General features: G+C 30.0%; 19 protein-coding genes. 10 read left to right on the plus strand and 9 right to left on the minus strand.

Annotated elements, in window-relative coordinates; translation table 11 throughout:
- The first annotated feature begins 176 nt into the window (after positions 1–176).
- Together LPB136_RS04825 and LPB136_RS04830 are read left to right on the plus strand one after the other, a co-directional pair.
- Positions 177–2,627: a TonB-dependent receptor gene (locus LPB136_RS04825; protein WP_072555043.1), complete on the plus strand. Its 2,451-nt coding sequence runs from the start codon at positions 177–179 to the stop codon at positions 2,625–2,627.
- A gap of 110 nt (positions 2,628–2,737) precedes the next feature.
- On the plus strand, positions 2,738–3,496 hold the full coding sequence (locus LPB136_RS04830; protein ID WP_072555044.1) for a hypothetical protein: 759 nt from the start codon (positions 2,738–2,740) through the stop codon (positions 3,494–3,496).
- Positions 3,497–3,693: 197 nt separating this feature from the next.
- On the opposite strand, the gene LPB136_RS04835 is transcribed toward LPB136_RS04830, so the two are convergent.
- The 6 genes from LPB136_RS04835 to LPB136_RS04860 all read right to left on the minus strand — a co-directional run bounded on the left by LPB136_RS04835 (position 3,694) and on the right by LPB136_RS04860 (position 9,398).
- A complete protein-coding gene (locus LPB136_RS04835; RefSeq protein WP_072555045.1) occupies positions 3,694–4,137 on the minus strand; it encodes an FKBP-type peptidyl-prolyl cis-trans isomerase in 444 nt (147 codons plus the stop codon).
- A 203-nt stretch (positions 4,138–4,340) separates the two neighbouring features.
- Positions 4,341–5,588 carry an aminotransferase class I/II-fold pyridoxal phosphate-dependent enzyme gene (locus tag LPB136_RS04840; protein ID WP_072555046.1) on the minus strand — a complete coding sequence of 416 codons (1,248 nt, stop codon included), beginning with the start codon at positions 5,586–5,588 and terminating at the stop codon, positions 4,341–4,343.
- Positions 5,589–5,885: 297 nt separating this feature from the next.
- Complete coding sequence (locus LPB136_RS04845) at positions 5,886–8,042, minus strand: xanthine dehydrogenase family protein molybdopterin-binding subunit (RefSeq protein ID WP_072555047.1); 2,157 nt, start codon at positions 8,040–8,042, stop codon at positions 5,886–5,888.
- 81 nt (positions 8,043–8,123) lie between these two features.
- Positions 8,124–8,585, minus strand: a complete 462-nt coding sequence (locus LPB136_RS04850; protein WP_072555048.1) for a (2Fe-2S)-binding protein — start codon at positions 8,583–8,585, stop codon at positions 8,124–8,126.
- 108 nt (positions 8,586–8,693) lie between these two features.
- On the minus strand, positions 8,694–8,894 hold the full coding sequence (locus LPB136_RS04855) for a hypothetical protein (RefSeq protein WP_072555049.1): 201 nt from the start codon (positions 8,892–8,894) through the stop codon (positions 8,694–8,696).
- Positions 8,895–8,924: 30 nt separating this feature from the next.
- The gene (locus LPB136_RS04860; protein ID WP_072555050.1) at positions 8,925–9,398 is read right to left on the minus strand and encodes a hypothetical protein; all 474 of its coding nucleotides are present in this window, start codon (positions 9,396–9,398) and stop codon (positions 8,925–8,927) included.
- A gap of 126 nt (positions 9,399–9,524) precedes the next feature.
- Here LPB136_RS04860 and LPB136_RS04865 point away from each other — a divergent pair, with 126 nt between their 5' ends.
- Positions 9,525–10,562, plus strand: coding sequence for a helix-turn-helix domain-containing protein (locus LPB136_RS04865; protein ID WP_072555051.1), 1,038 nt, complete (start codon positions 9,525–9,527; stop codon positions 10,560–10,562).
- 2 nt (positions 10,563–10,564) lie between these two features.
- On the opposite strand, the gene LPB136_RS04870 is transcribed toward LPB136_RS04865, so the two are convergent.
- Positions 10,565–11,197 (minus strand): SOS response-associated peptidase family protein, encoded by a 633-nt coding sequence (locus LPB136_RS04870; protein ID WP_072555052.1) that lies wholly within the window; start codon positions 11,195–11,197, stop codon positions 10,565–10,567.
- A 209-nt stretch (positions 11,198–11,406) separates the two neighbouring features.
- Here LPB136_RS04870 and LPB136_RS04875 point away from each other — a divergent pair, with 209 nt between their 5' ends.
- The 4 genes from LPB136_RS04875 (at position 11,407) to LPB136_RS04890 (ending at position 13,775) form a co-directional block, all read left to right on the plus strand.
- Positions 11,407–11,568, plus strand: a complete 162-nt coding sequence (locus LPB136_RS04875; RefSeq protein WP_072555053.1) for a DUF1328 domain-containing protein — start codon at positions 11,407–11,409, stop codon at positions 11,566–11,568.
- 256 nt (positions 11,569–11,824) lie between these two features.
- A complete protein-coding gene (locus LPB136_RS04880; protein WP_072555054.1) occupies positions 11,825–12,313 on the plus strand; it encodes a hypothetical protein in 489 nt (162 codons plus the stop codon).
- A 77-nt stretch (positions 12,314–12,390) separates the two neighbouring features.
- Positions 12,391–12,894, plus strand: a complete 504-nt coding sequence (locus LPB136_RS04885) for a Dps family protein (protein ID WP_072555055.1) — start codon at positions 12,391–12,393, stop codon at positions 12,892–12,894.
- Positions 12,895–12,908: 14 nt separating this feature from the next.
- A complete protein-coding gene (locus tag LPB136_RS04890) occupies positions 12,909–13,775 on the plus strand; it encodes a mechanosensitive ion channel family protein (RefSeq protein WP_072555056.1) in 867 nt (288 codons plus the stop codon).
- A 54-nt stretch (positions 13,776–13,829) separates the two neighbouring features.
- Here the strand turns inward: LPB136_RS04890 and LPB136_RS04895 are convergent, their stop codons facing one another.
- Both LPB136_RS04895 and LPB136_RS04900 read right to left on the minus strand, forming a co-directional pair.
- Positions 13,830–14,828 carry a PLP-dependent cysteine synthase family protein gene (locus LPB136_RS04895; RefSeq protein WP_072555057.1) on the minus strand — a complete coding sequence of 333 codons (999 nt, stop codon included), beginning with the start codon at positions 14,826–14,828 and terminating at the stop codon, positions 13,830–13,832.
- A 97-nt stretch (positions 14,829–14,925) separates the two neighbouring features.
- On the minus strand, positions 14,926–17,118 hold the full coding sequence (locus LPB136_RS04900) for a S9 family peptidase (RefSeq protein ID WP_418361242.1): 2,193 nt from the start codon (positions 17,116–17,118) through the stop codon (positions 14,926–14,928).
- Between the two features lie 150 nt (positions 17,119–17,268).
- Between LPB136_RS04900 and LPB136_RS04905 the strand changes: the two genes are divergently transcribed.
- From LPB136_RS04905 to LPB136_RS04915, 3 genes are all read left to right on the plus strand, one after another.
- Positions 17,269–19,899, plus strand: coding sequence for an AsmA-like C-terminal region-containing protein (locus LPB136_RS04905; protein WP_072555058.1), 2,631 nt, complete (start codon positions 17,269–17,271; stop codon positions 19,897–19,899).
- 121 nt (positions 19,900–20,020) lie between these two features.
- The gene (locus LPB136_RS04910) at positions 20,021–20,344 is read left to right on the plus strand and encodes a YbaB/EbfC family nucleoid-associated protein (protein ID WP_072555059.1); all 324 of its coding nucleotides are present in this window, start codon (positions 20,021–20,023) and stop codon (positions 20,342–20,344) included.
- Complete coding sequence (locus LPB136_RS04915; protein WP_072555060.1) at positions 20,344–20,649, plus strand: DUF2752 domain-containing protein; 306 nt, start codon at positions 20,344–20,346, stop codon at positions 20,647–20,649. The genes LPB136_RS04910 and LPB136_RS04915 overlap by 1 nt, the downstream gene beginning before the upstream one ends.
- Positions 20,650–20,657 lie beyond the last annotated feature (8 nt).

Genomic DNA, 20,657 nt, shown 5'->3' on the forward strand with positions numbered 1-20,657 from the left:
AAACCCATCTAAGCTCTCCATGAGGTAGGAATAAATGGGTGAATTTTTTTAAAATTCCCTGTCATTCCTGCGTAGGCAGGAATCTAGATTAAGTTTATTTTGGATTCCTGCCTTCGCAGGAATGACAAGTATTAGAAAAACAAGAAAAGAGAATTAAGACCTAAAGCAAATATATTTTGAAACATATTTTACTGTTATTTATACTAATACCTTCTGTGCTTTTTGCTCAAAAAACAGCTACTATTAAAGGTAAACTTACCAATAAATACAATGCACCAATTGAAGGTGTTGCAATTTCTTATCAAGGAAAAGGAACAATTACAGACAAAGAGGGTCGTTATCAATTTACCATTCCAATTCGTAAAACGGTTGCCGTAACTTTTACGCATGTTTCATACAAATCTGTTAGTAAAAAATTTACAGCTCGTGGCGTAAAAACATTTACCTACTCGCCTACTTTGCGTTTTAAAACAGAAGAAATTGAAGAAGTAATTGTTAGAAACAGAAAAAAAGAAGCTGAAGGAATCACAACAATTTCAACCGAAAAAGTTAAAAATCTAATTGGTGCAAATGCTGGTGTAGAAAATGTTTTAATGACACTCCCTGGAGTTAGTAATAATAACGAGTTAAGCACACAATATAATGTTCGTGGTGGTAATTTTGATGAAAACTTGGTGTATGTAAACGGAATTGAAATTTATAGACCTTTCCTGGTTCGTTCTGGACAACAAGAAGGTTTAAGTTTTATCAATTCACACATGATTCAGAATATTAATTTTTCTGCTGGAGGATTTCAAGCAAAATACGGCGATAAATTATCATCTGTTTTAGACATTACCTACAGAAAACCAACTGAATTTGGTGCGCAAATAGATATGAGTTTATTAGGCGGAAGTGCAACTATTGAAGGTACTTTACTAAACAATAAATTAAGCGCAATTCTTGGCATTCGTTATAGAGATAACAGTTTGTTTGTGAATAGTAAGCAAACTGATGTTAATTTTAGACCAAAATTTACAGATGTTCAAACATTTCTTTCTTATGAAGTTAACGAAAAACTGTCTCTAAATTTCCTTGGAAATTTCTCATTAAACGATTACAACTACAAACCATTATCGCGAAGAACTCGTTTTGGAACTGTTGTAGATCCGTTAGAATTAATTGTTTATTATGACGGTCAAGAAAAAGATAGTTACCAAACCCTTTTTGGCGCATTTTCTGCAGATTATCAAGTAAATGAAAACTTAAACATCACCGCAACAGTTTCTAGTTTTAATACGCAAGAAGAAGAATATTTTGATATTGCGGCTTCATATAATTTAGGTGAAGTTGATAGCAATATTGGTTCCGATAATTTTGGAGATGTTCAGTTTTCTGAAGGAATTGGCTCACAAATAAATCACGCTCGAAACGATTTAGATGCATTAATTACAAACGTTCAAGTAAAAGCAACGTTGAAAGATGGTAAAAACGAATGGCGAGCAGGTGTAAAATATCAAACAGAAAATATAAAAGACCGCATTAGAGAATGGGAAATCATCGATTCTTTAGGTTTTTCTATTCGTCCTTCACATCATAACATTGGTAACAACCAACCTTACACTCCTTTTACTGGACCTATTGAACCTTTTCAAGACATTAGAGCAGAAAATGATGTAGATATTAATAGAGTTTCTGGTTTTGTGCAATTCAGTAGAAAAACAATGTTAAACGAACATCAAGTTTGGTTTAATGCAGGCGTAAGAGCACAAAGTTGGTCAGTTAATGCCGAAGGTTTTTCCGAAGAAGATCATTTTATATTTAGTCCAAGAGGGCAATTTGCTATAAAACCCGATTGGGATAAAGACATGTTATTTAGAATTTCTGGTGGTTGGTATTCTCAACCTCCGTTTTATAAGGAATTAAGAGATAATAATGGCGAAGTAAATCCAGAAGTAAAAGCACAAAAATCCATTCATATTGTTGCTGGAAACGAATACAGTTTTAGACTTTGGGAACGTCCTTTTAAGTTAACTACAGAACTGCATTACAAAAACTTGTCTGATGTAAATTCATATACAGTAGATAATGTAAGAATTAGATATAGAGCAGATAATGTAACAAATGCGTATGCTTACGGATTAGATGTTCGTTTAAATGGTGAGTTTGTTCCTGGAAGCGAAAGTTGGGTAAGTTTAGGCTATTTAAAAACCGAAGAAAACATTAACAACCAAGGTTATATTGCAAGACCAACCGACCAACGTTTAAAAGTGGGAATTTTATTTCAAGATTATGTGCCAAATTTACCAGATTTAAAAGCTTATTTAAATTTGGTGTACAATACAGGTTTACCTGGAGGTTCGCCAGCGTATGCAGATGTTTATCAATTTCAGAATAGATTAAAAGACTATAAACGTGCAGATATTGGCGTTTCTTATGTTTTTGCAGATGCTAAAAAACAATATAAAACTGGTTTTTTAAGTAATTTCAAAGAATTAACAGCTGGTTTAGAACTCTTTAACATGTTTGATATCTTGAACTCTAACACTAATACTTGGGTACGCGATGTGTATTCTAAACAGCAATACGGAATACCTAACTTTATGACAGGTAGAGTATTGAACTTTAAAGTTGGAATGAAGTTTTAATTAGAATATTTAGTTTGATTCTTAACTAATTTCCAGGTAACTTCGCTAACGTTGAATATTAACAATTAAAACTGTGAATATTCTTTTTAACATTGTGGGTAATGCAAAAAATGAGAAATACAATTATATTTTTATTTTTAATAACATCAATTTTTTCTTGTAAAAAAGAGATTAAACCTTTCTTTGATTGTCCAGATGAAAGGTGGCCAGATTTCGGAATTTACTCAAGAAATGATAGTATCATATTCTGTGATACAACAAGAGTTAATATTGTAGCTGACGGTCACGAAAAATATGAGATTTTAGCAACCTATAAAAATAAGATTGAATATTTGAGTAAACGAAAAGCTGGAAGTGGAACTGAAACAATTTACGACCTTAAAACTGGAAAAACTATAAGGAATGAGTTTGGTCCTTATGATAAATCATATAAAAATGGAAAATTAATAATTGAACCTATAAGAATGTTCTTTTATTGGGACAAACAATATGAGGAAAATAATTGGACTCAAAAATATTACTCTGTTTTTAAAGAGGAAATTTACGTTGAAAATGATAGCATAAAAATAACGGAAAAGGAATTCATTTTAAAACCACCATTAATTAGTGAAAAAGCTTTAATTCGAGCAAATGAATATTTTAAAGAAACTATTGAATTGAAAAATAAAAAATCTGATGAATATGAAAAGAACTTATGGTCATTACAAGAAATATTACTGACTTGTGCTTTAAATGGAGATAAACTATCAAAACAAAGATTATTAAATTTTAAAAATACATTTCCAAAATATGATTTGGAAAGATTGAATAAAAGTATTGAAATATTAAAACAGTTTGAAAACAAAGCACATACCCACAACACCGTATAAAATTAATTGCTAGTTTTGGCTCACTTGGGAAATTCCTTCGGAATTTCGCCGTTCGTGTTAAATCTAGTAAATTAGTTGCTTGAAACACGCAACTAATCTTATACATAAACCGTTAGCGAAATATTAAAAATAATACACATAAAAAATCCAGCTCAAAGAGCTGGATTTTTCAATTCTATAAAAACATACTTACTGTATTAAGCAGTAGCAGTTTCTTTAATTTCAACAACTTCAAGATCAAAAATAAGATCTCTACCTGCTAACGGATGATTACCATCTATAACAATAGTATCTTCTTTCACCTCAGCAATCATTAAATTAATTTCTTGACCATCTGGTCCTTTAGAAACAAGTCCCATACCAACTTGTGGTTCCATATCTTGTGGTAAATCTGTTTTCTTAATTTCTTGAATCATTTCTTTAACAACATCTCCATAAGCATCTGCTTTAAGAATTGTAATGGTTTTCTTTTCGCTTAATTTCATGTCAATTAAACCGTTCTCAAAACCTGGAATTAATCTTCCTTCTCCTAAAACAAATTCTGCTGGCTCTTTTCCTTCAGAAGTATCAAAAATTTGTCCGTCTTCTAATTTACCTGTATAATGTACTACTACTGTGCTATTCGCTTTTACTTGACTCATACTATATCTTTTAATTTAATAATTCATTTTTATTTACTGGAACTATTAAGACCAAAACCGAGCCAAAAGAGAAAACAGCAGTTTATAAACCTTTAATCAGCAACTTTGTCAGTTAACCTATCATCTTATGACAAATCGGTTAAAAACACATAAAAAAAATCCAGCCTTTCAGCTGGATTTTTCAATTTTATAAATTACAAAACCTACATCATTGCCGCAGCAACTTTTTTATAAGTTCCGTCTTCTAATTTCTCTCTAATAGCAGAAAACGCAGTAATAGTTTCATCTACATCTTCTTGTGTGTGTCTTGCTGTTGGAATTAACCTTAAAATAATTAATCCTTTTGGTATTACAGGATACACAACTATTGAACAAAATACACTGTGGTTTTCGCGTAAATCGTGTACCATTGCCATTGCTTCAGGTATTTCTCCTTTTAAATAAACTGGTGTAATACACGTTTGTGTTGTTCCTAAATCGAAACCAGCAGTACGTAAACCAGATTGTAATGCATTGGTAATTTTCCAAAGATTATCTTTTAATTCTGGCATTGTACGTATCATATCCAAACGTTTTAACGCACCTTTTACCATTGGCATTGGTAACGATTTTGCAAACATTTGAGAACGCATATTGTATTGTAAATACTGTATTATATCTTTATCCGCAGCAAAGAAAGCACCAATACCAGCCATTGATTTTGCAAAAGTTGCAAAATAAACGTCTATTCCGTCTTGTACTCCTTGCTCAAAACCAGTACCTCTACCGTCTTTTCCTAAAGTTCCAAAACCGTGTGCATCATCTACCAATAAACGGAAGTTATATTTCTCTTTTAACGCAACAATCTCTTTTAATCTACCTTGTTCTCCACGCATTCCAAAAACACCTTCAGAAACTAATAAGATTCCTCCACCCGTTTTTTCTGCCATTCTTGTAGCACGTTGTAAATTTTTCTCACAGCTTTCAATATCATTATGTCTATACACAAAACGCTTACCAGCATGCAAACGAACACCATCAATAATACAAGCGTGTGTGTCCATATCGTACACAATAATATCGTCTTTGTTTACCAAAGCATCAATGGCAGAAACCATTCCTTGGTAACCAAAGTTTACTAAATATGCAGCTTCTTTATCCACAAATTCAGCACATTCTTGCTCTAATTGTTCGTGGTATTTTGTATGACCAGACATCATTCTTGCACCCATTGGGTACGCTAATCCGTCTGTTGCAGCAGAATCTCCATCAGCTTTTAAAACTTCTGGATGATTTGCCAAACCTAAATAATCATTGATACTCCAAGTAACTACTTTCTTACCATTAAAAGACATTCTGTTAGAAATTGGTCCTTCTAACTTTGGAAAAACATAATACCCTTCTGCTTTATCAGCCCATTTTCCTAACGGTCCTTTATCTTCCTTAATCCTCTCAAATAAATCCTTTACCATTTGTTACTTCTAATTTTTTGTAGGTTGCGAAATTAACGTTTTTTTAAGAACTATTCAAATAGATTTTTTGGGGGCGTTCGAGCGGGCTTTCCGCACTCGCTTTTTGTTCATACTTCACAAAAGAGCTCAAACAAATGCTGCAATCCCTAACGCGGGAAAACTTGGTGATTTTTGTCATTCTTATGCGGACAGGAAATCCATAGAAAGTTAGCATAGATTTCTATGGAATAACAAAAAAAATCCCCTAAAAGCCTTACATTTTAGGAGATTCATATTAAAAAAATTATCTATTAATATTTAACCAACTATATTTTCTTCTTTTTTTAATTCAGCAATAAACGGTTGTTTATACATTCGATTACCCAATGCTTTATGTATTGCGTTTGCCACTGCTCCACCAGCCGGCGGAAGTCCTGGTTCTCCTAGTCCTGTTGGTGACAATTCATTTTCCACAAAATGAACCTCTACTTTAGGAGTTTCATTCATTCTTATTAATCTGTAAGTATCAAAGTTTTTATTTGATGGTTTTCCGTCTTTAAACGTTAAATCACCATACATTGCATGTCCAATTCCGTCTAAAACACCACCTTCAACTTGATTTTTAGCTCCAGTTGGATTTACTACTATTCCACAATCTACCGCAGCAACTACTTTAGTAACAACAGGTAAATCATTTTTAATAACAACCTCAGCTAACTCTGCAACATGTGTGTTGTGGCTATAATAAGCTGAAAAACCTTGGTAAACACCTTCTTTTGCTTTTCCCCAACCACCTTTTTCGGCAGCCAGTTTTATGGTGTCTTCCATTCGTTTTCCTGAATATTCTATATTTTTATCTTCTGTATTTTTTACATTTTGCAATAAATCAATTCGTAATTGAACTGCATCTTTACCAATTTCATCTGCCAATTCATCAAAGAAAGATTGTTCTGCAAACGCTAAAAAGTTAGTATAAGGCGCTCTCCAGGCCCCTGTTGTTATATTGCTTTGGTAATTTCCTGTAGAAACTTTATAATTAGGAATACAACCTGCAGGAAAAAAATTAGGAATTAATCCATACATATTTCCATTTATTGCAGCTTCTTTTAAATGATAACCTGTAATTTTATTATCTTTTATAGATGCTGCAATTCTATATTTTATTGCGGGTCTATAAATTCCGTCTGTCATATCATCTTCACGAGAAAACACCACTTTTACGGGTTTATTAGAAAGTAAAGAAACTTCTGCGGCTTCCATAGCAAAATCGCCATATAAACGACGACCAAATCCACCGCCCATTCTTGTCATTTCTAACTCTATTTCTTCTGGCTTTCTTTTTAATAATTGAGCAACGTTACCAACAGTCCACTGTGGAGTTTGAATTGGCCCAACTAAATGTACTTTTTCTGCAGTTACATTTGCATAAAAATTCATTGGTTCTAAACAATTGTGTGGTAAAAATGGTGAATGATAGGTTCTTTCAATCACTTTATCTGCTTTAGAAAATGCTTTTTTAACATTTCCGTCTTCCCTTCTAACTTCAGACTTGTTACTGTTTAAAATTTTAGTCAGCATTTTATCGTGATCATCCGTACTTTCTAACTTTTCATTACTTACCCAAGTAGCTTTTATAGCTTTTTTACCTTTCATTGCTGCCCAAGTATTACTTGCTAAAACTGCAACTTTATCGCCAAATTTTATCACTTGAGAAACTCCGTTTACTTTTTTAGCTTCAGTATCATCAAAACTTGCTAAGGTTTGCCCAAATGCTGGCGGACGTAGAACCGAAACATACTGCATTCCTTCAGCTACATAATCTAAACCAAACAAGGGTTTTCCTGTAACAATTTTATCTAAATCTACATTGGTAGCACTTTTTCCTATAATTGTATACTCCGAAGGCTTTTTTAGCGTAACATTTTCTGGAACTTCTAATAAAGCCGCTTCATTTACAACATCGCCATAACCTAATGTTTCTCCTTTTGCATTGGTAATTACCCCTTTTGAAGCCGAACAAGTTGCAGCATCAACATTCCATTTTATAGCTGCAGCATTAATTAGCATTTGCTTTGTGGTTGCACCTGTTTGCCTTAAAGCATCCCAACCAAAACGTATTGATTGACTTCCTCCTGCAACTTGACGTTGATACTCTTTATTGTTATACTTCCCTTGTGCTACATGAACTTTATTCCATTCAACATCTAATTCTTCTGCAATAATCATTGGCATAGACGTTTTTACACCTTGTCCAATTTCTGGGTTTGGTGAAAAAATAGTTACATAACCTTCCTTTGAAATTTTAATAAATGCATTAAAATCATTGAAATTTAAATTTTCTACATCCACGGATGGTGTTACGTTGGGTTTACAAGCTGATAACAGATTGAAACCAATCATAATTCCACCACTTGCCAAAGCAGATGTTTTTAAAAAATTTCTTCTGCTAAAACTATATTTTTTTGGAGATTCCATGCTTTAAGTAATTTTAATTAGTTTCCCGTTTTCACGGGAATGACAATTTTAAGGTTTCTTCTTCGAAGAACGTTTTTTCAATTAAGACATTTTTTTTGCAGCAATTGCTACTGCTTTTTCTATTCTATTATACGAAGCACATCTACACAAATTACCGTGCATTGCTTGTCTTATTTCTTCTTGTGAAGGTGATGGATTGTCTTTAAGAAACGAAGCCGCAGTCATAATTTGCCCTGCTTGACAATAACCACATTGTGGCACATCTACTTCTTTCCAAGCTTCTTGTAATGGATGATCTCCTTCTTTAGACAAACCTTCAATTGTTGTGATTTCTTCTGAATCTAATTCAGAAACTTTTAGCTGACAACTTCGCATTGCTATTCCATTTAAGTGAATGGTACAAGCTCCGCATTGTGCAATACCACAACCAAATTTTGTTCCTACTAAATTTAACTCGTCTCTTAAAACCCATAATAAAGGTGTGTCTTCATCCGCAGAAAAAGACTTGAGTTCTCCGTTTATTTTTAAAGTGTAGTTTGGCATTTTAAGTAGTTTTTAATTTATTGGTAAAAGTTACGAAAAAATTGAATATTAATCCTTTAATTATTTCTTAAAATAAAAAAGTGAAGCTTTCGCTTCACTTTTTATTAATTATTTTTTGTTTACAAATAAACCAATCAAGAGCGTTACTATACCTGCACCTAGAGTAATATATGCACTGTTGTTATCTTGTGCTTCAAATTCTGCTATACCAATATCTAAAGATGCTTCTGGTACAATTATTTCGTATGCTCCGTAAGCTACTAATAGAATTCCTACTACAATTAAAATTGTTTTTATTGTTTTGTTCATAATTATATTGTTTAAAAGTTAATTAATTTTTTAGAATTGGTATCTAATACCTAAAGCTATATCAAAATCTAAATCGTCGCTATAACTATCGTTAAAACCTAACTCTGGTCTAATATCTAGAGACATTAATAAAGGAATATCAAAATTATATTCGATACCTAGATTAGCTGCTGCTAAAAAAAATGTTCCATCATTTCCTGGAGTACTAAAAGAACCCAAACCTGCACCAGCACCAACGTACCAGTTAAAACCGTCTTCTCCTAAAGGATTCACCCATTGGTATAGACCTACTAACTTAAAGGCATCTACATTGTTTGAGTTTCTAAAACCTAAATCAAATTCTAAACGGTTATTATCATCTAAATATCTTTGATAAGAGATTTCTCCACCAAATCCATCATTGTCTCCAACTCTTAAACCTAAAGCGTTTTTAGAGATATCTTGTGCTGACATTGCTCCTGTTATTAAAAATAAAATTGCAATTAAAATGTTTGTGTTTTTCATGTTATATATTTTTTAAATTGATTACAATGTAAAATTACTGCAACTACTAAGTTTTTATTTGCTCTATAGAAATGATTATTAACTCATTTAAAAACTATATCTTTATTTTTTTGTAGAACTCATTATATGATAACAATTAATATTACTGCCAAAAGTACTGAAGGTACGGTTAAGCAAATTCAAGAAATTATTGGTGGTACAATTATAGAACGTTGGGGCGAATATATTTTGAGTGTAAATAACAATATTGCTACTGGTAAAATTACTTTTATTACGTTTGAATGGGGAGGAAGTGTTTTAGAATATGATATAACTTTCTTAGAAGATATAACTTTGGTTATGGATACTTCTGAATTTAACCCAATTCATTTTACCTATTTAACTGAAGGACATTGTTTTCATAGATTTGAATTAGAAAATAAAAAAAGGAAATTAACTCAATTTCAATCTGTAATAATTACAAGTAAAGATGGTGGTTATAATTATGGATATTTTGAAAAGAATGTTAAGTTGAACATTCATGTTATTCAAATTAGTAGATTAAAATTTATTAGGAAACGTTTAAATGATGCTTCTCAATTAAATAAACGTTTGTATGAAGTTTTTTACGATCAACAACACGAAAATGTTTTCGCTTATTTTGGAACGTATAATTTAAAGTTAGCAAACCTTATTAAAAGATATAATAAGGTAAAACAAAAAGGAATGATTAAAATTTTGATAAAAGAAGGTATTATTTATCAAATTTTATCAGAACATATTTTACAACATAATAAAGATGTAAAAACAAATAAGCAACCTAACACTTCGCTAAGTAAAAAAGAATTAAATAGTGTTAGAAAAATAGCACAAAAAATTTCTAACAATGTAGCTGAAGATTATAATGTGGAAGAATTGGCAATTACTCTTGGTTTACCACAAGCAAAATTACAGGAAGGTTTTAAAATATTATTTTCTAGAACAGTAATTGAATACATAAGGCATGTAAGGCTAGAAGAAGCTCGTGACTTAATTAATAATACGGATTATAACATCTCTCAAATAGTCTATTCTATTGGCTTTAGTAGCAGAAGTTACTTTTCAAAAATATTTAAAAAGAAATATGGAATTAGCCCAAGTAAGTTTTTAAAAAACAAGCAAAACGTAACAATTAAAGCTTCTTAACCTTAATTTGATACTATTTTTTGAATATTAAATTTAGTTCTATAGGGTTTTGAAATTAAATATTTAATTTCCTCTAAACTTGTTTTTTTATTCAACCATTTATTTTTAAAAATACCTGGTATTTGTAATGGCATTACATCATATATATTATTTATTGAGTTTAATTTCTTATTTGCGTCTGTGTTAATTATAGAACATGTTGTAAAACCATCTTCCGTAGTGTTGTATATACCTGCCAAATAAAAAGGTTCTCTATTCTTTTTTTCAACTAAATAATTTTGTACTGTATTTGTCTCTAATTTGTGAGCATAAAAGCCGGTTGCTAAAACTAAACACCTTCTATTTTTTAAAGATTTTGTAAATAATACATTGTTAAATATATCTTCAACTCTTGTGTGTAGTGTTCTTTTTAGTTTTTGAAAATTTTTCCAGCTACCTTCAAAATTTTGAGGTAAAATACCCCAAATCCCATAGTTAATCTCAATTGGATTATCCATAGTAATAATAGAAACATTTTGCTCTTTTAATCCATCAATTTTTAATTTAGGTTTATAAAGATATGGATGCTTAAATTTTATTTTAGCAAAATCCTCTATAGTAGTTCTACTTGCTATGTTAGATAATTTATAATTCATTTTCTTCTATTTATTAAGAACAAAAATAATTTTACTACACTCTTTTTTTTAACGCATATCAATATAAAATTTGCTCATTTAAAAAAAACGCCTTTAGCAGATGAGTTAATAATTAACGTATTAGAGCAAAACAACAGTATTCTTTCAACATAACTTTGCTGTGTGCAAAAACTGTACACACAATTAATATTAACCTTAAAACTTATATTATGTTACGTTGGTCAATCACATTTATTATTATAGCAATTGTTGCAGGAATTTTAGGATTCTCGGGAATTGCAGGAACAGCAACAGGAATTGCAAAGATTCTATTTTTCATCTTTATTGTATTATTTATAATATCATTATTAAGAGGAAAAAAAGCAATTTAAATTATAGATTTCAAAATATTATTAAGAAGAATGATTTTTAATCATTCTTCTTTTGTTTTTATTGAACATAATTTAACATAAACACCTTGAAAAGTTAATTTTTTACGAAATGAGCAAAGAACGAATTCAAATGAGCAAATGTAGACTCTATCTACTCCATACATTTGTAGTGTAGTTGTTTAACAACCAACTTAAAAGATGTAAAGTAGTAAGCATCAAAAAAATAAATTACTTAAAAATTAAAAACATATATATTATGAAAAATTTCATTTTAACCTTAACATTATTATCAACCGGAATTTTATTTGCACAAGAAAATGTAGTGCAAGTAGATTTAATAGAAAAAACAAAAAATGTAACTCTTGTGGCTATCGAAGATGGAAAATCTGTTGAAAAAGATGTAAAAATAATTACATTAAAAGAAACAGAAGTAAGACTTAATCCAAATCAAAAACACATGTTAAATCAACAAAGAATTGAAACACCAATTAGTGTTACTAAAATTGTTATGATTAACGAAGATGAAGATGCTTATTATGACAGAGCCGTAAAAGTAAGTTATTCTTTACCTGCAGGAACAGCTTTAGCAAAAGACTCTACTATTAATTTAACCAAAATAATCCACAGTTCAGATACTGATGAATCAGAAGATAAAAATTATACCGGTTCTGGATATTTTAATCAAGAAGGAGAATTTATCGCTTCTTATTATGATGATTATAAATTGAATTTAGAAGCATTTTAATAATTTAAATACTACATATCCTAAAGGATGGTTTCTTACCATCCTTTTTTATAAAAGCTAACTTAAAGTTAAAAACAATGAATTACTTAAACATACAAACAGAAAAAATATTACCTGTAGCTAAGGAATTAAATCAATTATTAGCAGATTATCACATTTACTATCAGAAATTGAGAAACTTCCATTGGAATATCACAGGGAAAAACTTCTTTGAATTACATGAAAAATTTGAAGAAATGTACATAGATGCAAGAGCCAAAATAGATGAAATAGCTGAAAGAATAGTTACATTACAATATCATCCTATAAGTAGATATAGTAAGTATTTAAAAATTTCTTCAATATCAGAAGAAACACCTTTTAAAACAGATAGAGACATGGTTAATACATTATTGGAAGACCATAAAACATTATTAATTCAAATGAATAATGTCATAAAAAAAGCTGAAGATGCAAAAGATGAAGGAACAATAGATATAATAGGCGGTTACATTGGTCAGTTAGAAAAAACTAGTTGGATGCTAAACGCATGGTCTAAAAATACTGTAGAACAATTTAAAAACGAAATAATATTATCATAAAAACAGAAAAAATAATGCAAGCAGAAAAAGCAATAAACAAAGCAACAAATACAATAGACAACTGGTGGAACTCTTTATTAAGTAACCTTCCTAATATTATTGTAGCCATATTAGTTTTAACAATATCTTTTTTTATATCTCAAAAAGTGAGTATACTAATTGAAAAAATTGTTTCAAAAAAAGTAAAAAAGAAAGCCGTTAGTGGTGTTATTAGTAAAATTATTTCTGTAATAATAATATTGGCTGGTTTATTTATTGCATTAAATATTTTAAATTTAGACGAAGCACTTACCTCTTTATTAACTACAGCGGGTATTGCTGGTGCAGTTATTGGTTTATCTTTACAAGGAACATTATCTAATACTATTTCTGGTATTGTTTTATCTTTTAGAGAACGTATTAAAATTGGAAACTGGGTAGAAACTAATGGATTTTCCGGTGAAGTTATAGATATAAATTTAAAAGAGTTTGTATTAAAAGAAGCCGATAATAACATTGTAATTATCCCCAATAAAGATGTTTTAGAAAGCCCTTTAAAAAACTATTCTCTTACGACAAGAATGCGAGTAAGGTTAGAATGTGGTGTTGGTTACGAATCTGATTTAGATAAAGTTGAAGCATTAACAAAAGAAACTATTGCTAAAGCCTTTGACCAGGTTTTAAGCAATGAAAACGTAGAATTTTATTATACCGAATTTGGTGGTAGTTCTATAAATTTTTTATGTAGATTTTGGATTGATGCAGAAAACTCATTAGAAAAATTGATAGCTAAAAACAATGCAATAAAAGAAATTAAAAAAGCTTTTGATAAAGCAGGAATCAATATTCCATTTCCTATTAGAACACTTCAATTTGATAATACATTGGATGTTTCTAAATAATACTAAAATTACAAAAATTGATACTAAAAAAAGCACATTTTAAATGTGCTTTTTTTATTTCATAAATCCATTTTCACGCATCCAAGAATCCGAATATATTTTATCCATATATCTTATTCCATGATCTGGAAGAATTACTACAACTACGCTATCTTTAGAAAACATTCCTTTTTCTGCGTATTGTTTGGTTGCTTGTATTACAGCACCTGAGGTGTAACCACAAAGTAAACCTTCTTCTTGCACTAAGGCTCTAGATGATAAAGCAGCTTCTTTATCAGTTACTTTTTCATATACATCAATTACATCAAAATCTGTAGCAGACGGAATTAAGTTTTTACCTAAACCTTCAATCTTATAAGGTTTTATTTCATTTTCATCAAACTTGCAAGTTTCATGGTATTTCTTCAATACAGAACCAACAGCATCTACTCCTAATACTTTTATAGTAGAATTTTGTTCTTTTAAAAATTTACCAGTTCCTGAAATGGTTCCTCCTGTTCCACTTGCTACAACTACATGCGTTACTTTTCCGTTGGTTTGCTCCCAAATTTCTGGACCAGTAGATCTATAATGCGCTTCAATATTCAATTCATTAAAATATTGATTTATATAAATTGAATTTGGTGTTTCTCTATGAATTCTTTTTGCTGTTTCGTAATAAGAACGAGGGTCTTTTGCAGGTACATTGGCAGGACAAACATGTACGTTTGCTCCCATTGTTTTTAAAACGTCAATTTTATTTTGTGAAGATTTATCGCTTACTGCTAAAATACATTTATATCCTTTTACTAGAGCTATCATTGCAATTGAGAAACCTGTATTTCCTGAAGTTGTTTCTACAATAGTATCGCCTGGTTTTAGAATTCCTTTCTTCTCAGCATTTTCAATAATATGTAATGCAATTCTATCTTTTGCTGATTGACCAGGATTAAAAGATTCTAATTTTGCGTAAAAAACACCTTCTAAATCTGTAGTAACTCTATTTAATTTAACTAATGGTGTTTGACCAATTAACTCTATAATATTATTGTAAACGTTTTGATTTCTAGTCATTTCTGTTATTAGTATTCATAAAAAAACCTCATAGACTGAATGCTATGAGGTTCTTTCAATCGACTGCAAAAGTACGTTTTCTTATAGAATTATAAAACTACAGCTTCACCTTTACTTTATCAATCTTATTTTCTAGTGCTAAAAAGAATGTATAATCTCTTGCAACTTCCTTTAAAGCATCAAATCTACCAGAAGCGCCACCATGACCAGCTTCCATATTTGTGTGCATCATTAATAAATTATCGTCAGTTTTTAACTCACGCAATTTTGCCACCCATTTTGCTGGTTCCCAATATTGTACTTGACTATCGTGTAAACCTGTTGTTACCAACATATTTGGATACGTTTGTGCTTTTACTTGATCATATGGTGAATATGATTTTATATAGTCGTAATATTCTTTATCCTTCGGATTTCCCCATTCATCAAACTCTCCAGTTGTTAACGGAATACTTTCATCTAACATGGTAGAAATTACATCTACAAATGGTACAGCTGATATAATTCCATTGTATAATTCTGGATTCATATTTACAATTGCTCCCATTAATAAACCTCCTGCTGAACCTCCGCTTGCATATAAATGCTCAGCTGAAGTATAGTTATTTTCAATTAAATATTTTGAGCAATCAATAAAATCTGTAAACGTATTTTTCTTGTTCAGCATTTTACCATCTTCGTACCATTCTCTTCCTAGGTACTGGCTTCCACGAATGTGCGCCAATGCATATACAAAACCTCTGTCTAATAAACTTAAACGCGTTGTGCTAAAACTATCTGGAATTGTATAACCATAAGATCCATACGCATACTGTAATAATGGTGTGTCTTTACCTAATTTAGTATCTTTATGGCGTACAATTGAAACGGCAACCTTTTTTCCGTCTCTTGCTGTTACCCAAACACGTTCGCTTATATAATTTGCTTTATTAAATTTACCTCCAAGTACTTCTTGTTCTTTTTTAACGTCTTTAGATTTATCGCTCATATTAAAATCTACCACCGAGTTTGGTGTTGTCATTGATGTATATGAATATCTAATTACATCGGTATCAAATTCTGGGTTTCCATACACACCTGCTGCGTAGGTTTCTTCATCAAACGGTAAATAATAATCGGCTTTATTATCCCAACGTTTAATGCGAACTTTATTTAAACCTTCGTTTCTTTCTTCTAAAACTAAATATTCTTTAAAGATTGAAATGTCTTCCAATAATGTATCATCTCTATGCGGAATTACATCTACCCAGTTTTCTTTTGAAGTTTTTTCAACTGGCGTTTTCATCAACTTAAAATTAGTTGCGCCATCTTTATTGGTTTTTATGTAAAAATGATCTCCGTAATGTGCAATATCGTATTCTAAATCGCGCTCACGAGCTTGAATCATTTTTAATTCGCCATTAGGATTATCAGCATCTAAAACTTGGTATTCCGTAGAAACCGTTGCAGAAGAACCAATAACTATATATTTATCTGATTTTGTTTTGTAAACAAATGCGTTATATGTTTCGTCTTTTTCCTCAAAAACTAACTCATCTAATTTAGAATCTGATCCTAAAACGTGTTTATAAATTTTAGAACTACGCAACGTTATTGGATCTTTTTTAGCATAAAACAATGTTGTATTATCATTTGCCCAAGTAGAACCTCCTGTCGTATTTTCTATAATATCTTTATAAATTTTACCCGTTTCTAAATTTTTAATTCTGATAAAATATTGCCTTCTACTTACTGTATCTACTGCAAAAGAAGCTAATTTGTTATCTGGAGAAACACTTAAACCACCTAATTGAAAATAATCGTGCCCTTTTGCTTCATCATTTACATTAAACATGATTTCTTCAGTAGCTTCTAAATTTCCTTTTTTACGAGCGTAAATAGGATATTGTTGCCCTTTTTCATAACGCGTAATGTAGTAATAACCTCTATTTTTATAAGGTACAGAAGAATCGTCTTCTTTAATTCTACCTTTCATTTCTTGAAATAATGTTTCTTGAAAATCTTTGGTATACGCAGTTACTTTATCAAAATAAGCATTTTCTTCATTTAGATAATCATACACTTTTTGTGTCTGAGCATCTTTCTCTTTTGCATTTTTTTGTTCTTCAGAAAGACGCATCCAAAAGTAATTGTCTGTACGTTTGTCTCCGTGAATTTCTAATTCTTTGGGTTGCTTTTCTGCAACTGGTGGTGTAGCGTTATTGTCTTTCATTTCTTTCTTTTGCTCTTTTTTACAAGCGGTAGCAAAAATAAGACTAAAAACTGTAACTAATAGCAGTTGATTTTTCATTTCTTTTGGATTAGTTTATAATATCTTTAAAAATACAAATTTTAACTTAGAATAACTCAAATGAACTACTTTTAACATTATATGAGCTAAGTTCTTTTTTATAAAAAAGTATCTTTGTACTATGTTTAATTTAAATGTAGATTTTGATTTATGAAAAAGGAAAAACAACAGAAATCACTTACTAAAAGAATACTTAAATGGAGTGTTTCTATTCTTCTTATTGTATTAATTGCGTTAGTTGCAATTCCGTATGTATTTAAAGATAAAATTGTACAAATGGTAACCAATACCATTAACAATAATATAAATGCAACGGTTACTTTTAACGAAGCCGATTTAAGCTTTCTAAAAAGCTTTCCTTTAGCGAGTTTAACCGTTAATAATGTTTCGGTAGTAAACAAAGAACCTTTTGTTGGCGATACGTTATTCGTAGCTAAAACATTGAGTTTAGATATGAAAATTACTGAACTTTTTAAAAATGCAGATGAAACAATCGATTTAAAAAGTATTGCTACAGCTAACGGAAAAGTAAATATTATTTTAAATAAAGAAGGTCTTGGAAATTACTACATTGCTTTAAAAAATGAAACACAAGAAAGCACAGCAGAAAACAACAGTTCTTTTTCATTTAATATTCAAGATTATAAAGTAGATAATTTACAGTTTAATTATTTAGATAGAAGCACTAACACACAGTTACAATTAGACAGTATTTACCATACAGGAAAAGGAAATTTTGCTGATGATATTCTAGATTTAGACACAAAATCAACTGCAAAAGTTTCGTTTAATTTAGACAAGGTTAACTATATAAATAATGTAGCCGTTTCTTTGGATGCCGTTATAGGAATTGACCTAAAAAACGCTAAATATACTTTTAAAGAAAACACAGGTTATATAAACCAATTACCTTTAGAATTCAATGGTTTTATTCAACTTGTAGAAGAAGGTCAATTGTACGATATTAGTTTTAAAACACCAACTTCATCCTTTAAAAATGCGTTAGCTCTATTGCCTTCTCAGTATTCTGGTAATTTAAAATCGATTAAAACCGAAGGGAATTTTGACCTAAATGGTCTTGTAAAAGGAACCTATTCTAAAAATACAATTCCAACGTTAGATATTTCATTTTCATCTAACAATGCTATGTTTAAATATGCCGATTTACCAAAATCGGTTAAAAATATAAACATCAATTCTAAAATAATTAACAAAACAGGGAATTTAAAAGACACCTATGTAAACGTTAATAAACTGAATTTTAAAATTGATGAAGATGTCTTTTCTGCAAATGGAAATGTTAGTAATATTACTACAAACCCAAAGGTTAATATTACAGCAAACGGCGTTATAAATATAGCGAACATTAGCAAAGTATATCCTGTTAAATTAGAAAATGAATTAGCCGGAATTTTAAAAGCAGATGTTACTACAAATTTTGATATGAATGCTGTTGAAAAAGGGAATTATCAGCAAATAAAAAATGCAGGAACAATTTCTTTAAACAACTTTAAATATGAAGGGAAAGATGTTGCAAAACCTTTCTTTATTGATAAAACTGCTATTGCTTTCAACACAAATTCAATAAAATTGAATGAGTTTAAAGCTAAAACAGGAACATCTGATCTTTCTTTAAACGGAAATTTAGATAATTTTTATGGTTTCTTATTTAAAGACCAAGTTTTAAAGGGAAATTTTGACTTGAATTCTAACAATTTAAAAGTTGCAGATTTTCTTTCAACTGAAACAAAAACCGAAGGTGAAACTGATACCAAAACAGCAAAACTGAAAATCCCTTCTTTTTTAGACATCAAATTAAATGCAAAAGCCAAAACCGTTGTTTATGACAATATTAACTTGTCTAATGTTTCTGGAAACCTATTTATTAAAGATGAAGCGGTAGACTTACAAAACTTAAAAACAGATGTTTTTGGTGGAAATATTGGTTTCAACGGAAATGTTTCTACCAAAGGAGATGCATCTAAATTTAATATGAATTTAAACTTAAAAGAGTTAAATATTGCTGACTCTTTTGGAAACTTAGACATGTTAAAAGCCATTGCTCCAATTGCAAAAACTATTGAAGGAAAAATAAACTCTACTATAAAAGTATCTGGTCTTTTAAATGAAGATATGACGCCAGATTTAAAGTCTATTTCTGGAAATTTATTGGGTCAATTACTTGACACTAAATTAAAAGCTAGCAATTCAACTGTACTAAAATCGGTGAGTTCTAAAGTAGATTTTTTAGACGTTAGCAAGCTAAACCTTAATAATGTTAAAGCCTTATTTACTTTTGAAAATGGTAACGTAAATGTAAAACCATTCAATCTTAATTATAAAGATATTGAAATGCAAGTTGGCGGTAAACATGGTTTTGATAATTCAATGAATTATGACATTACTTTTAATATTCCTGTTAAATACCTAGGAACAGAAGCCACCAATTTACTTTCTAAATTATCTCCTAAACAAACAGCAGACATTAAAACCATACCTATAAAAGCTATTTTAACTGGAAATTTTACAAGCCCTAGTTTTTCAACAAATATTAAAGACGCCACTTCTAACTTAATAACACAATTAATAGAAAAACAAAAACAAGATTTAAAAGATAAAGGGAAAGATAAAATTAAAAACTTATTAGGCTTAGGAAACACTAAAAACGATACTATTAAGAAAGATTCAACCAAAACAACAAATACTCCTAAAGATAAAATTAAAGGAATTTTGGGCGGTTTTTTTAGTAAGAAGAAAAAAGATACAACAAAAAAGAAATAATAGTAATTCTAAAATTGTTAAAAGGAGCGAAACAAATCGCTCCTTTTTTTATGCTAAGTTGATTTTAAATTAATTTGAAAAGCACTAAGTTTGTTTCCTAATAATTTATAACAAAAGAATAATGTTTGGAGATTTATCTGGAATGATGGACAAGCTGAAAGATGCTCAAAAAAAGGTTGAAGAAACAAAACAACGTTTAAACAATGTACTTATTGATGAATCTTCTTCCGAAGGAAAAATAAAAGTTACTGTTACTGCAAATAGAGAGATTAGAGCTATTAACATCGACAATTCACTACTTTCTGATGCAGAAGAACTAGAAGATTATTTAGTTTTAACGTTAAACAAAGCTTTAAAAAGAGCAGGAGAAATTAACGAACAAGAAATGGCGGTTGCTGCTAAAAGCGGAATGCCAAATATTCCTGGAATGGATATGTTTAAATAATGTTCTTAGAATTTAACATACAAGACTACTTATTACCTTGTTTAAATAAAAAAATCTTTGGGATAGATTGTCCAGGATGTGGTATACAACGTTCTGTTGTTCATCTTGTAAAAGGAGAATTTACAGAAGCTTTTTACTTGTACCCTGCAATTTTTACTTTAGTTCTTTTGTTTGCTTTTATTTTGATAAACAAAAAACTGAAACTAAAACACGCTTCAAAAATTATTTTTACTTTAGCTATTATTAATGTGCTAATAATTTCTATCAGTTATATTATAAAAATGAACTTTATATTTAATCTTTAATAAAAAAA

The organism is Tenacibaculum todarodis (genome assembly GCF_001889045.1).
GTDB classification, from domain to species: domain Bacteria; phylum Bacteroidota; class Bacteroidia; order Flavobacteriales; family Flavobacteriaceae; genus Polaribacter; species Polaribacter todarodis.

What these genes read in the sequence shown, in the direction of transcription:
- LPB136_RS04865 (WP_072555051.1), top strand. Translation starts at nt 9,525, where the DNA reads ATGATAACAATTAATATTACTGCCAAAAGTACTGAAGGTACGGTTAAG.
- LPB136_RS04910 (WP_072555059.1), top strand. Translation starts at nt 20,021, where the DNA reads ATGTTTGGAGATTTATCTGGAATGATGGACAAGCTGAAAGATGCTCAA.
- LPB136_RS04905 (WP_072555058.1), top strand. Translation starts at nt 17,269, where the DNA reads ATGAAAAAGGAAAAACAACAGAAATCACTTACTAAAAGAATACTTAAA.
- LPB136_RS04885 (WP_072555055.1), top strand. Translation starts at nt 12,391, where the DNA reads ATGAATTACTTAAACATACAAACAGAAAAAATATTACCTGTAGCTAAG.
- LPB136_RS04860 (WP_072555050.1), bottom strand. Translation starts at nt 9,398, where the DNA reads ATGAAAAACACAAACATTTTAATTGCAATTTTATTTTTAATAACAGGA.
- LPB136_RS04840 (WP_072555046.1), bottom strand. Translation starts at nt 5,588, where the DNA reads ATGGTAAAGGATTTATTTGAGAGGATTAAGGAAGATAAAGGACCGTTA.
- LPB136_RS04880 (WP_072555054.1), top strand. Translation starts at nt 11,825, where the DNA reads ATGAAAAATTTCATTTTAACCTTAACATTATTATCAACCGGAATTTTA.
- LPB136_RS04835 (WP_072555045.1), bottom strand. Translation starts at nt 4,137, where the DNA reads ATGAGTCAAGTAAAAGCGAATAGCACAGTAGTAGTACATTATACAGGT.
- LPB136_RS04900 (WP_418361242.1), bottom strand. Translation starts at nt 17,118, where the DNA reads ATGAAAAATCAACTGCTATTAGTTACAGTTTTTAGTCTTATTTTTGCT.
- LPB136_RS04845 (WP_072555047.1), bottom strand. Translation starts at nt 8,042, where the DNA reads ATGGAATCTCCAAAAAAATATAGTTTTAGCAGAAGAAATTTTTTAAAA.
- LPB136_RS04895 (WP_072555057.1), bottom strand. Translation starts at nt 14,828, where the DNA reads ATGACTAGAAATCAAAACGTTTACAATAATATTATAGAGTTAATTGGT.
- LPB136_RS04850 (WP_072555048.1), bottom strand. Translation starts at nt 8,585, where the DNA reads ATGCCAAACTACACTTTAAAAATAAACGGAGAACTCAAGTCTTTTTCT.
- LPB136_RS04890 (WP_072555056.1), top strand. Translation starts at nt 12,909, where the DNA reads ATGCAAGCAGAAAAAGCAATAAACAAAGCAACAAATACAATAGACAAC.
- LPB136_RS04830 (WP_072555044.1), top strand. Translation starts at nt 2,738, where the DNA reads ATGAGAAATACAATTATATTTTTATTTTTAATAACATCAATTTTTTCT.
- LPB136_RS04870 (WP_072555052.1), bottom strand. Translation starts at nt 11,197, where the DNA reads ATGAATTATAAATTATCTAACATAGCAAGTAGAACTACTATAGAGGAT.
- LPB136_RS04875 (WP_072555053.1), top strand. Translation starts at nt 11,407, where the DNA reads ATGTTACGTTGGTCAATCACATTTATTATTATAGCAATTGTTGCAGGA.
- LPB136_RS04915 (WP_072555060.1), top strand. Translation starts at nt 20,344, where the DNA reads ATGTTCTTAGAATTTAACATACAAGACTACTTATTACCTTGTTTAAAT.
- LPB136_RS04855 (WP_072555049.1), bottom strand. Translation starts at nt 8,894, where the DNA reads ATGAACAAAACAATAAAAACAATTTTAATTGTAGTAGGAATTCTATTA.